Source organism: Shewanella sp. c952, assembly GCF_019654975.1.
Lineage (GTDB): Bacteria > Pseudomonadota > Gammaproteobacteria > Enterobacterales > Shewanellaceae > Shewanella.
Genome location: NZ_BPEW01000003.1, coordinates 235,249 through 249,055 on the forward strand (window position 1 = coordinate 235,249; position 13,807 = coordinate 249,055).

The 13,807-nt window shown below is 42.6% G+C and carries 7 protein-coding genes; 3 read left to right on the top strand and 4 right to left on the bottom strand.

What is annotated here, in order from left to right:
• Nucleotides 1-215 precede the first annotated feature (215 nt).
• A complete protein-coding gene (locus tag K5R16_RS04145) occupies nt 216-992 on the top strand; it encodes a hypothetical protein (RefSeq protein ID WP_220736277.1) in 777 nt (258 codons plus the stop codon).
• Nucleotides 993-2,111: 1,119 nt separating this feature from the next.
• On the opposite strand, the gene topA is transcribed toward K5R16_RS04145, so the two are convergent.
• Nucleotides 2,112-4,805: a type I DNA topoisomerase gene (gene topA / locus K5R16_RS04150; protein WP_220736278.1), complete on the bottom strand. Its 2,694-nt coding sequence runs from the start codon at nt 4,803-4,805 to the stop codon at nt 2,112-2,114.
• A gap of 334 nt (nt 4,806-5,139) precedes the next feature.
• On the opposite strand from topA, the gene astB reads away from it, so the two are divergent.
• Nucleotides 5,140-6,477: an N-succinylarginine dihydrolase gene (gene astB, locus K5R16_RS04155; RefSeq protein WP_220736279.1), complete on the top strand. Its 1,338-nt coding sequence runs from the start codon at nt 5,140-5,142 to the stop codon at nt 6,475-6,477.
• Nucleotides 6,478-6,860: 383 nt separating this feature from the next.
• Here the strand turns inward: astB and K5R16_RS04160 are convergent, their stop codons facing one another.
• A complete protein-coding gene (locus tag K5R16_RS04160) occupies nt 6,861-9,284 on the bottom strand; it encodes an Ig-like domain-containing protein (protein ID WP_220736280.1) in 2,424 nt (807 codons plus the stop codon).
• A 218-nt stretch (nt 9,285-9,502) separates the two neighbouring features.
• Between K5R16_RS04160 and K5R16_RS04165 the strand changes: the two genes are divergently transcribed.
• Nucleotides 9,503-10,819 (top strand): dicarboxylate/amino acid:cation symporter, encoded by a 1,317-nt coding sequence (locus tag K5R16_RS04165; RefSeq protein WP_220736281.1) that lies wholly within the window; start codon nt 9,503-9,505, stop codon nt 10,817-10,819.
• A gap of 317 nt (nt 10,820-11,136) precedes the next feature.
• Here K5R16_RS04165 and K5R16_RS04170 read toward each other — a convergent pair whose 3' ends face one another.
• The gene (locus K5R16_RS04170) at nt 11,137-12,441 is read right to left on the bottom strand and encodes an inosine/guanosine kinase (protein WP_220736282.1); all 1,305 of its coding nucleotides are present in this window, start codon (nt 12,439-12,441) and stop codon (nt 11,137-11,139) included.
• Nucleotides 12,442-12,693: 252 nt separating this feature from the next.
• The gene (hemH, locus tag K5R16_RS04175) at nt 12,694-13,689 is read right to left on the bottom strand and encodes a ferrochelatase (protein WP_220736283.1); all 996 of its coding nucleotides are present in this window, start codon (nt 13,687-13,689) and stop codon (nt 12,694-12,696) included.
• Between the last annotated feature and the right edge of the window lie 118 nt (nt 13,690-13,807).

Genomic DNA, 13,807 nt, shown 5'->3' on the forward strand with positions numbered 1-13,807 from the left:
CTCTTTGGTAGGCTTACAGATCTTTGAATAGATAAGCAATGACACATTTAAGTATAATTATTCGTTATAGTACAACGAAATAATTTAATCAAATGGAATATAGCACAATTGTCAAACTCTGCGAACTGATAATCATCAAACCATGATGAAGATTACTATCCTAGAATGTTGATTTATAGTAGCATTAAAAGCATTAAAAAATATCTGGACCCTTTATGATAATCGTTTCCGTCTTTGTTTTGATCGGTGTATTGCTACTCCTTATTATCGGCATTAGCATCATTCAACAACAAAAAGCCCGTGTTGAAGCTGAAAGGCGCACAGAGCTGGCTCGACAAAGAGCGATCATTGATGAAACCGAGGGCGTGCTTTCAAACACGGGGCTTATCCCCTGCTCCAGTAACATCGTATTAATACTGTATAAAAGAATTGAAGAAGCGCTCGTTATTGCCGCCTCTTTGTCTCCAGCGCAAAAGAATGACTACGAACGTCGCTTATTTGATTTACGCGCACAAATAGAAGCATTGAATAATGCGCCTAAGTCAGCACCTGCCATTGAGATGTTCAGACTGCCAGACAATGACAGGCAAGTGCTCACCTTAGTTCAAACACTTAAAAAGATGAAAGCGATACTAAGAGCTGAGCACAACAAAGGCAGAGTCGAGCCCAACACCTTTGCTCAGGAAGAGCTACGTATCGATAGCCTTCAACTGCGAATTAACGTGGACTCTATGCTGGCGAGGGGCAGAGCCGCTTGTTTTATGAAACAATATGGCTCAGCTAAGCAGATGGTCACTAAAGCCTTATCAACCTTGCACACTATAAAAGCCCAAACGCCAAACGACCCTTTCATTGCCAAGAAAGTAGATGAAGCTAAAACCATGCTCGATGAAATCATGGGCGCACAAAAAATGGCTCAACCTCAAGTTGCTGCGTTGAAAGAAGATGAAGATGACATTGATGTGCTATTTCAGCCCAAGCGTAAGTGGTAAGTTGATTGGCCTTTGCCCTAGGTATTAGTTTTATTCACTAAGCAGCACAAGATTACAGATATAAAAAGCCCTGATATATTCGGGGCTTTTTATTGACCTCAAAAACCTAACTGCTATTAAGATAAAATTCTTATCGTCAGCGAAAGCTTAAAAAGCCATAGGCAAGATAGGCAGTGATTATGCCAGCTCAATAACCTTAAAAAGAACCACTGACTCTCCTTAAGGAATTTGTTACTAACCACCCAGAAAAATATCTTAACAGCGGGTATATTCGGCCTGTTCTTGACCTCAAAAACCTACCGAAATTAAGATGAAATCCTTATCGCCAGCCAAAGTTTAAAGAGCCATCGGCAAGATAGGCAGTGGTTATGCCAGCTCAATAACCTTAAAAATAATCACAGACTCTCGTTAAGGAGTTTGCGATTAGCCTACCCAGACAAATATCATAACAACTGACATATTCGGCCTAGTCTTGACCTCAAAAACCTAACTGCTATTAAGATAAAATTCTTATCGTCAGCGAAAGTTTAAAAAGCCATAGGCAAGATAGGCAGTGATTATGCCAGCTCAATAACCTTAAAAAGAACCACTGACTCTCCTTAAGGAATTTGTTACTAACCACCCAGAAAAATATCTTAACAGCGGGTATATTCGGCCTATTATTGATCTCAAAAACCTAACTGCTATTAAGATAAAATTCTTATCGCCAGCCAAAGCTTAAAGCTCCATAGGCAAGATAGGCAGTGATTATGCCAGCTCAATAACCTTAAAAAGAACCGCTGACTCTCGTTAAGGAATTTACGACTAACCACCCAGAAAAATATCTTAACAGCGGGTATATTCGGCCTGTTCTTGACCTCAAAAACCTACCGAAATTAAGATAAAATTCTTATCGCCAGCCAAAGCTTAAAGCTCCATAAGCAAGATAGGCAGTGATTATGCCAGCTCAATAACCTTAAAAAGAACCACTGACTCTCCTTAATAAATTTGCGACTAGCCCCCCAGAAAAATATCATAACAGCCGACATATTCGGCCTATTCTTGACCTCAAACTCCTAACAGCAGACATTAAAAAGCCCCGATATACTCGAGGCCTTTTACGCTTATAAAGCTTACAGATTACTCAGCTTTAGGTTTTGCTTTCGCCTTTGGCTTAGCTTTTGGTTTAGCTTTAGCTTTCGGTTTTGCCTTCGCTTTTGCTTCAGCAACCCACTTACCGTCAATAAACTTGGCGGTCCAGCCTGTCGCTTTACCATCGACATCCGTCGCGACATATTGTTCTTTGGTCTTACGACTAAAGCGCACTGACGCTAAGTTACCATCATCATCAGCAACAGGTGCATCAGCAAGGTAAGCATACTTAGGCCACAACAGCTCACGATACTTCACCAACTCTTCGACCAATGGACCACGTGTTTCACGTGATTTAGGGAAAGTGCTAGCAGCAAGGAAAATCCCCGCAGCGCCATCTCTTAATACAAAGTATGCATCTGACTTGGTACATTTAAGGTCAGGAAGATGAATAGGATCTTCTTTTGGTGGCGCCGCTTCGCCGCTTTTCAGCAGTTTACGCGTATTCTTACATTCAGAATTGGTACAACCAAAATACTTACCAAAGCGGCCATTTTTAAGTTCCATATCGTTTTGACAACGATCGCACTCAATAATTGGGCCTTCATAACCTTTGATCTTAAACTGACCCGCTTCAACTTCAAAGCCTTCACACGTCGGATTATTACCGCAGATGTGTAACTTACGGGTTTCATCGATAAGGTAGCTATCCATTGCTGTGCCACATATGCCACAACGATGTTTTGCTCTTAACGCTTCAGTTTCGGCGTCTTCACCACTTTCACTTACCGCTTCTTCACCCGGTGTTAAGTTCAGCGTCGTCTTACAACGTTCTTTAGGTGGCAGCGCATATCCTGAACAACCTAAGAATACCCCAGTACTACCGGTGCGGATCCCCATAGGGCGTCCACAGGTAGGGCATTTAATGTCAGTAATCACCATCTCATTCGGGCGCATTCCGCCCTCTTCAGGTGGTAACTCTGCATTCTCTAACTGCTTAGTGAAGTCTTTGTAGAATCCATTGAGTACTTTTTTCCAGTCAAGCTTACCTTGAGCAACATCATCCAATGTTTGCTCCATGCTTGCGGTAAAGTCATAGCTCATTAAATCCTGGAAACTACCGACTAACCTGTCGCTAACGATTTCGCCCATTTTCTCAGCGTAGAATCGGCGGTTATCGACTTTAACGTAACCTCGATCCTGAATGGTTGAAATAATGGTTGCATAGGTAGACGGACGACCAATCCCACGTTTTTCAAGCTCTTTAACCAAAGAGGCTTCGCTGTAACGAGCAGGTGGCTTGGTAAAGTGCTGCTTAGGCGTTAGCTCTTGCAGTGTCATCGCATCACCTTTAGCAACGACAGGCAGCGTATTGTCTTCTTCGTTCTTTTTCTTAATCGCAGTTTGTACGCGCGTCCAACCATCAAAACGTAGTGTACGCCCTGTTGCTTTTAGCTCGTAGTCACCCGCTTTAACAGTTAGACGCGTTGCATCATACTTTGCAGGTGTCATCTGACATGAAACAAACTGACGCCAGATCAACTCATATAAACGTTGAGCATCACGCTCCATATCGCTTAGAGATGCTGCGGTTACTTTTACATTTGAAGGACGAATCGCTTCGTGCGCCTCTTGCGCGCCCTCTTTGCTACCGTAACGCAGTGGAGATTCAGGTAAATACTTATCTCCAAAATCTTTAGCAATCATCTCACGCACATTGTCTAACGCTTCTTGACTTAAGTTAGTCGAGTCAGTACGCATGTAGGTAATATGACCCGCTTCATATAAGCGCTGCGCCATCATCATGGTCTTCTTAACACCAAAACCTAAGCGCGTACTTGCCGCTTGTTGCAGTGTTGAAGTGATATATGGTGCTGATGGCTTACTTTGCGTTGCACGATCTTCTCGCGCTGCAACCACAAAGCTTGATTGCGATAATGCACTAACCGCACTGTCAGCTTGGGCTTGATTTACTGGATTAAAAGCTTTGTCTTGATACTTAACCACCTGCATTTTAAGCAGATCATTGGTTAAGGTATTTAGCTCAGCATGAACATCCCAGAACTCTTCTGGTACGAACGCCTTAATTTCGCCTTCACGCTCAACAACCAAACGTACTGCAACAGATTGCACACGTCCCGCAGATAAACCTCGAGCAACTTTCTTCCACAACAGTGGTGATGCCATAAAGCCAACGACACGGTCTAAGAATCGACGTGCTTGCTGCGCATTGACCATATTAGTGTCGAGCACAGATGGCTGACTAAATGCATCCTGAATGGCTGATTTAGTAATTTCGTTAAACACTACGCGTTGATAGCGAGATTCATCTCCACCAATAACCTGTTGAAGATGCCAAGCGATCGCCTCCCCCTCTCTATCCAAATCGGTTGCGAGATAGATGTGGTCGGCTGACTCAGCAAGTGTTTGTAATTCTTTTACGACTTTCTCTTTGCCAGGAAGCGTTTGGTACTTCGCTTTCCAGCCTTTTTCGGGGTCTACTCCCATGCGGGCAACTAAAGCTTGCTTCGCTTTTAGACTCTTATACTCAGCCTTCTCCTCTGGAGACATCTTCTTGACTTCAGCAGGTGTTTTGCTCACCACCTTTGCGTCTGGACTCGACGATGTAGGCAGATCACGGATGTGACCTACACTCGACTTAACGATGAAATCTTTGCCTAGATATTTATTAATAGTCTTGGCTTTGGCCGGTGATTCGACGATTACTAGCGATTTACCCATATATTTATTTGCGCCAACAAGTTTCAAAAATCTGAAAATTGGCTCCATATATAGAGGGTTGTGTAAAGACTTTCAAGCTAATCCCTCTTTTATTTGTACTGGAGTACCATTTTTTAACCGTTTTTGAAATAAATGTGAAAAAAATTAGTGCTTATTTAAAAACTAATATTTCATTATTAGTCATCAAGCAAGTATTAGTTGTGCATTTTGATGCAAATACACTGTTTTGAGAAAAAACCCCTACCTTGTTTAGCCTTTGAGCTTAAGTATACTGAGCTCAATAATTACAACTCAGGAATGGAAATAACACCTGAGCTACCCTAAAGGATAAAGAATGAAGCATTTTGAAGCCAATTTCGACGGACTCGTTGGCCCGACACATAATTACGCGGGTTTGTCATTCGGAAACGTTGCCTCTTTAAACAACGCTGCCGCGACATCTAGCCCTAAAGATGCTGCCAAACAAGGGATCAAAAAAGCCAAAGCACTTGCAGACTTAGGTTTAGTACAAGGCATGTTTGCTCCTCAAGAGCGCCCAGACCTTCACACACTGCGTAGAATCGGTTTTACCGGCTCTGATGCTGAAGTATTAAATAAAGCCGCCAAAGAGGCTCCTGCGCTGTTACGTGCATGCTGCAGTGCTTCAAGTATGTGGACAGCTAATGCAGCAACAGTATCACCTAGTGCCGATACTCACGATGGTAAACTGCATTTTACCCCTGCAAACTTAGTCGACAAACTGCATCGTAGTATTGAGCCTGTCACTACTGGAAATATTCTGCAAGCTACGTTTAACGATAGCCGCTATTTCAAACACCACCAACATTTACCAGAACATACTAGTTTTGGTGATGAGGGCGCAGCCAACCATACACGTCTTTGTAGTGAGTATGGCCATGCAGGCATCGAGTTATTCGTTTATGGCCAAGAAGCGACGAATCCTTCGGCACCAAAACCACAAAAGTTTCCTGCACGCCAGACCCTAGAAGCCTCACAAGCCATTGCTCGTCTTCACCAGCTAGATGATGACGGTACGGTGTACATGCAACAAAATCCTGATATCATCGATCAAGGTGTATTCCATAACGACGTTATTGCTGTTGGTAACCAAAATGTACTGTTCTACCATGAGCAAGCATTTTTAAATACCCAAGCCAAACTTGAAGAGATAAAGCGTAAGTTTGGTGAATCACCACTGCATTTTGTTGAAGTGCCAACCGCTAAAGTGGCGATTCAGGATGCAGTTAAGAGCTACCTGTTTAACACTCAAGTAGTGACATTACCTTCAGGTGAAATGGCGATTATCGCGCCAACAAACTGTCAAGAAAACCCAGCAGTTCATGCATACTTAAATGAGCTAGTGACATTAGGCTCGCCTATCAAACAAGTGCACTACTTTGATGTGAAGCAGAGTATGCAAAATGGCGGTGGCCCCGCGTGTTTGCGTCTTCGAGTGGCGATGAATCAAGATGAAGTTGCTGCAGTAAACCAAAACACTATGATGAACGATGCACTATTCGCACGTCTTAACCTTTGGGTTGATAAGCATTATCGTGACCGTTTAAGCGTGGCGGATCTCGCTGATCCACAATTGGTAATGGAATCACGTACAGCGCTTGATGAGCTTACCCAGATCATGAAGCTTGGCAGTGTTTATCAGTTCCAGAGATAAATCTGTCTTAAACTTATTCGGATAAGTAGAGAGGGCACCGTGCGTCGATATATTCAGTACCTTCTCTTTATTATTAGTCATAAATAGCTTGGTCAAGCGTCGTTATAATTATCTATCAATTTAATTAGTATCCAGATATTTTTGGCACGCCAACTAAAACGCGTACCAAAAAAACGCGACGTTCAAAATCAACGGTGTTCTAATAACACGTTATAGAATCACAAACCCTGCCCCCACAACAGATTGAACTAATTAGCATTTCTATGGAATAAAAAATCCCTAACAGAAAACTGATAAGGATTTATTCTTCACCAACTAGGTAACTATATTTTCATCAAGCAATCTAGATATCTCAACTTACAAAGCTGCTAGGCACGAATCTATTAATGTATAGTCATAGGTATAGTGGCTATGAGTGTTATATCACCTTTCAGAGTTACTGCTTCAATAACAAGTGAACCAGATTCGGGTTCATCAGCACCTTTTATCACAACACTATAAGATAAAGCGCCATTTCTGTTAGTAGAAGCAATCGTGAACGTACCGTTACTTGCCAATTCGCCAATTGACGGTTTAAAGGTTAAAATAGTCCCCGACGGTAACGGTTGGTTATGTAAATCGCTCACTATAATAGATACCCCACCAGTAGACTTACCTATAATATCGAGTGTGCTATTGTCATTAAGACCGTCGCAAACATCATCTTCACCAGCTTCGTCGATACAACTATCGGATATCACTGGAGTCGATGCATAGGCTGCACTACCAGCCATCACAATAACAGCGCTAGCTCGAACGTTTAATGACTTGTTTATTGAACATCCAGAATGAGCCGTCCCATTGACATCAAGTGCACATAAACTACCGTTATACAAGCCATCTGCATTATCAAAAACGCCATTGTTATTAAAATCAACAAACGTTTCTAAATCACCACCTTCTTCGCGTGTTACTTTTGGGTTATAAACAGTATCTTCATTGTGATCAACAAATGCTTCTGATAAGTCGAAACTCTGACCTGAAACATCAGGTTTTGTTTTAAAATCAGATTCTTCAGCAGCATCAAAACGCCCATTACCATTTGTATCAGGGAACGATTCCTCTCCTATCGCTGTTGCTAGTATAGTAACACGCCCACCATAAGGCTGACCTAATTGAGGAGCAAGTGAAGGTTCTCCATCTAATATTGCACCAGTCGGCCTTGGATTTTGACTCGTCCATTTAACAGAACATTTGCCATTCAATGTCACACAAGATGGTTCAATTGAGCCACCTTCCGTTGTAAATGACACAGCAGTCCCGTCTGGTACTGGGTTATTAAAAGCATCTGCAAGCCTGGCAGTAACGTTAACTTCAGTACCGTCATAATCCCAAGCTTCTGGAGTAGCATTATCAACAGATAATGAAAAACTGTCTTGATCTGGCAAGCCTGTAGAAATAACGAGGAGGTTTGACTGACTTGAAATTTCAGGTATTTTCCCCTCCACTAATGCTGTAACTCTCACAGATGTTGCAACTGAACCTGAGTTAACAACAGTTTGTGCAATACCGCTTGCATCTGTTGTAGCATATTCAGGATCTAATTCAATATTACCCGTCATAGTATTGAGTGAGAAATTAACACGCTGATTTTTAACCGGATTACCATTACTATCGAGCACTTTAAATTTGACAGTTGAAGCTTCTGTACCTCCGGTGCCCTTTAAGCGAATATTCTCCGGCACCGCTTCAACAAAATAGACACTTCCAACACTAGCAGGTAACACTGTTAATTGACCTGATGCCGACAGAGCTTTGCCTCCTACATTAGCGCTGACGTTTACGGTATCTTCACCAACACAACCTTTAGATAGATATGTACTAGTAGCAATACCATTGACAGCGATAACAGGTGAGCTAATTTCAGCTTCTGGTGAAGATTTAGCAGAGCATACCGATGAAAAAATAACTTCGGCAGGCTCTGTAAATATCTTTCCTTCATCATCTTGGAGTGATACAGAAATACTTGCGGTACCACCAGCTGACACGCTAACTGGAGAAATCGAAGCTACGCCTGATTCAAAAGGGGTGCCACTACCCATAAGCACATTTGTGGCGCCAATAGTAAATGGTAAACTAGCGGTTTCACCTGATAACAACGTCACAGTTGCATTAGCGGCCCCAGGATCTGCTCCTGCCAATATTTGCACTGATGCCTCTCCCTCTTTAGTTACTGCAGTGTTAATAGGGATCTCCCCACGACTTGTAGAAAAAGTTACAATAGTTTCTTTAGAAAGCCCTGTAACTTTCGCGACTAAAAAACCAGGTGATAAACTGCTAATGCCCGATGTAAGTTCACCGTTTTCATCGACCAGTGTTATTGCAACGGAAGGGCCATTACCATCGGCCTCGCCGCCATTGCCAACCATAGTGACAGGGATTGTAGCCTTTTCACCCGAAGAGATAGTTGCAGTTATCTCTGCACCAGTAGCTATGGAACCGGTATTCAATTCAATCTTAGCTACTCCATCAGTGTCAGTTGACACATCTCCTGTAGCCGGATCAAATGTGCCATAGGTGTCATTATTTAGTTTAAAGGACACTAAAGTACTTATTGCAGTACCATTTGAGTCCGTTACTTTTGCCGTAATCTCAGCGTTATTATCAACCGAAATTTTCGTGTTTGTAGTACTTAATGCTACCGATATTGTGACTGGGCTCGGCGTTCCTCCATCATCAGGATCAGCAGAAAGACTTCCACCACCTCCACAACCAACGAGAAAAAACGACCATATTAACGCAATAAAAACACTATAAGCTGACTTCATTGTCAGACTCCCTGTTACTCTGATTATAATATCTGGTAATTATCTGATTACCTAGATGACAACACTACACAATTTACTAGCAACTTATCTACCACGAAAGGTAGTAAATTTCTAAATTTCATCAAAAACTTTAACTTTAACACCATTTCAACTGGGGCTCTTTCTTGCTAGGCTTTAATGCGCAAATTGAAAAGCATAAAAATTATACAGGAAGCACTATGTCTGCTACGAAATCAAAAAAGCTTGGGCTAACGAGTAAAATTTTACTCGGCATGTTCTCAGGTATTGTTTTAGGGTTACTTCTTCGTAATCTTTTCCCTGAAAGTGAATTCATCAAAGATTACATCACCGAAGGCTTCTTAAATGTCATCGGTACTATCTTCATCTCAAGTTTGAAAATGTTAGTTGTCCCCTTAGTATTTGTATCGCTAGTTTGTGGTACATGTTCGTTAAGCGAACCGTCTAAGTTAGGTCGACTCGGTGGCAAGACCATCGCGTTCTACCTTTTTACCACCGCGATTGCACTTTCAATGGCGATCCTCATCGCAATTGCAGTTCATCCAGGTCATGCGACCTTGGTAACTGAGAGCATGCATTTTGATGCTAAACAGGCGCCAAGCTTGGCTGATGTGATCATTAATATCGTGCCAACCAACCCTCTGCAGGCGATGAGTGAAGGCAACATGCTTCAAATCATCATATTTGCGGTTATTTTTGGTTTTGCTATCTCACATATCGGTGAACGCGGAAAACGCGTTGCAGCGCTATTTACAGACCTTAACGAAGTTATCATGCGCGTAGTTACGCTAATCATGCAACTTGCGCCTTATGGTGTATTTGCTTTGATGGCAAAGCTAGCATTAACGCTCGGTATGGAAACCTTTGGTAGTGTGGTGCAATACTTCTTTGTGGTACTGGGTGTATTACTTATCCATGCCTTCATCGTGTATCCAACATTACTAAAAGTATTCTCTGGTTTAAGTCCATTTACCTTCATCCGTAAAATTCGTGACGTACAGCTATTCGCATTCAGTACCGCAAGTTCAAACGCAACCTTACCAGTAACGATTGAAACGGCTGAGCACCGTATGGGTGTCGATAATAAGATTGCTTCATTCACTCTGCCACTTGGTGCAACCATCAACATGGATGGCACCGCGATTATGCAAGGTGTTGCAACGGTATTTATCGCCCAAGTATTTGGTATTGAATTGACCATTACTGATTATGCGATGGTCGTTGTAACTGCGACTCTTGCTTCAATCGGTACAGCGGGTGTGCCTGGTGTTGGTCTTATTATGCTGGCAATGGTGCTAAACCAAGTAGGTCTTCCTGTAGAAGGTATCGCATTGATTATCGGCGTGGACAGACTACTTGATATGGTGCGTACTGCGGTGAACGTTACTGGTGATACGGTAGCAACCGTGGTCATTGCTAAATCTGAAAATGAGTTTGATGAAAAAGTTTTCAACGACACTCAAGCAGGTAAAGTTGCACCAGGTTTTAACGCACAGGTTCATGCTGAAGAAAAGTAATACTAATTTAGCATGAAAAAAGGCGCCTCTGTGGCGCCTTTTTTATTGCGCTTTTTTAGCTGCGAGTTCCTCAATTTAGCGATATGACAATATTAAGCCTCTCAACAGTCAGGCTCATATGTCTCTTGCAGTAGCACTGTGCGCGACTTTAAAGACTATTGCGATAAACACTTATCAGTATGGTATTGCAGAGCGTGTAATGACCCCCTTCGCCCTAATGACTAGCATTAACTCTTAGATACCAAAAAGGCATAACTTGTTCATCAAGTTATGCCTTTCAATTAATCTATCTCTAACCCGTCAAAAAGACTGTAGTGTTAACGTTCCCAGTATGACTCTTCTAGGCTATCTTCACGCTCTGGTAAGCCGCGTGATAATCTTGGGCTGTGCTGTGCAAGTACCTCATATGCAACGCGGTTAGCGTACTTACAGATCTGCGAGAACGACGAATAGCATAGACCATCACGATTATGTTTACTTGAGCCCGGCACGTTGGTCTTATGGAATCGATTAGACGCTAGATCATGCAATAACGCTGCTAATGCACCATCTCCAGCACCATTAGTGTTACGGATTTTTTCTGGACCGCCCATATACGGTGAAATATGCGCGTACACTTTAAGCGGTGACTCACAATCAGCTTTCAACTTAGGACGAGAGAACTCATAACGGTTGAACTCTGGAATTGCGCCAGGTAACAAGGTATGACTTGTTTCACGTTTTTCTGAATCTTCAGTATAACCTGCAGTATAAAGCCCTAAAGGCCCTGCTGTGGTTAATACCATGTCACACCACTCTAAAGCAGCTTCACTGGCTTGTAGCGGATCTTTAAAGCCCGTTAATGCTTCGCCTTCATCTTCATTCATCGCAAGAATCGTTACATGTTCCTGAATAAAGCGCTGCCACCATTTAGGATCTTCTTCAATTAAGAAACGCGTGCCTAAAGTAAGGACTACTGGCACTTCGGCCGCTTTAGCGTATTCAATTGCTTTCATCGCTGCATCAGTGATTTTATCTTCACCACTGGCGCGCATTAGATATGCCGTTAAGATCAGTGCTGAACCACCTTGAACAATATCTTTATCGATATACTCTGGCGTCAATTTATCCATTGAACCTTTGCTGATAGCAAAAGTACGCTCACCGCATTCTGAAATCAAAGTGAAGCAACGGCCGATAGGACCTGCAACTGGCTGTAGTTGGTTCAAGTCGACTTTTGATGAAGTATTGCAAAGGTAGCGATAGGCGTAGCTACCGATCTCGATGTTTCGGCTCATAACGCCAAACAGAACAGAGCGATCATCGGCAAGAATCGAATAGTTGTGTACTGTGTTGCCGATGGTTCCACCCGCAAACTCGTCACTGACAAGTTCACGATCTTTTAATTCGTTATACAAAGCGTGCGCCTTGTCATCATCTATCAAAGTCGAATTGCCCTTCGGTAACTCATAGCGACTCAGTAACTCATCTTCCACTTTGGCTTCAATGTCTACTAATGTTTGGTCGATACCAGACACATAGGTAGAAATTGGCTGAGGCTGCTGGATCAACTGTGCTAATAGCGGATCACGGTTTTTAACTGGAAAATAATGTTTAGACTTACGCTGACCTGGAAACTTCATATTGAGCTCTCTTTCATTCGGCATCCATGCAAAAGATAATTATACGGGTAAGTAATCACAAGTTATTGCGCTTAGCTTTAACAAATAACTCATGGTTTTAAAATTCTAGCAGCCTAAAATACTAACGCGTCTCATAAATTAACCATGACCAAACACTCTCAGTGCTAAATCATAAGCAGAGACAAAAAAGGCGGGGAATTCTACCATACCCAGCCTCTTACGCCAGTTGAAATCACTGACTAGCCATTAAATTTAGCACCAACCTAAGGTTTGTTGCTTAACTATTTGCTGTAATAGCTCGATATGACCATCTGAATCGTTTAAACAGCCGATAAACTCGTAGCGCTCTCCGCCCGCGGATATGAAACTCTCTTTACCCTCTTGTGAGATCTCTTCCAGTGTTTCTAAGCAATCAGAAGAAAATGCCGGACACATAATATCAACAGATTTAATCCCTTGCTCAGGTAGTGACTCAAGTAATTGATCCGTTGCTGGCGTTAACCACTCCTCTTTACCAAATTGAGATTGAAAGCAGATCCGCCATTGCTCAGCCGTTAAACCTAATGACTCGGCCACCAGCTCGGCAGTGCTCTGACACTGCATTTGATAAGGGTCACCTTCCGTCACATAGCGAACAGGCACGCCGTGAAAGGACATGAGTAATACATCGCCTCGGCCTTTATCCGTCCAATGCTGTTTGACTGATTCAGCAAGCGCGGCAATATATGCAGGGTGAGCGAAGTATTCTTTGTTGATCCGTAGCTCTGGGAAATCGCGCTTAGTTTTATGTAGATCACTTATCGCGTCAAATACTGGTGCTACGGTTGAGCATGAGTACTGCGCATACAAAGGCAGCACAAAGACCTTACTCACGCCTTGGGCTTTCAGCTTATTAAGGCCTGAATCTAATGACGGATTACCGTAGCTCATGCCAAGTTCAACCGGCACATTAAAGCCAAAACTTGTTTGTAAAGATTGCGCTAATTTGTCGCGCTGTTGCTGGCTGATCACCATTAACGGCGACCCATTATCCCACCAGATAGACTCGTAGAGTTTAGCGACTTTGGCTGGACGGGTATTTAAAATGATGCCATTGAGGATCGGCTTCCAGATCCAAGGAGAGATATCGACAACACGAGGGTCGCTAAGAAACTGCTTTAAGAATTTTTTTACATCTGGTGCGGTTGGGGAATCTGGCGTGCCAAGGTTAACCAATAAAACACCGAATGGGGAGCTTGTGTCGTTCACATTTTCTCTCTTTTAACCAAGATATTCTGCGTCAGGCTATCATTGGGAAAAGCATAAAAAAAGCCCACTTACATGGGCTTTATTAAATATGAGAACTAGCTCATGAACACACAGTTAT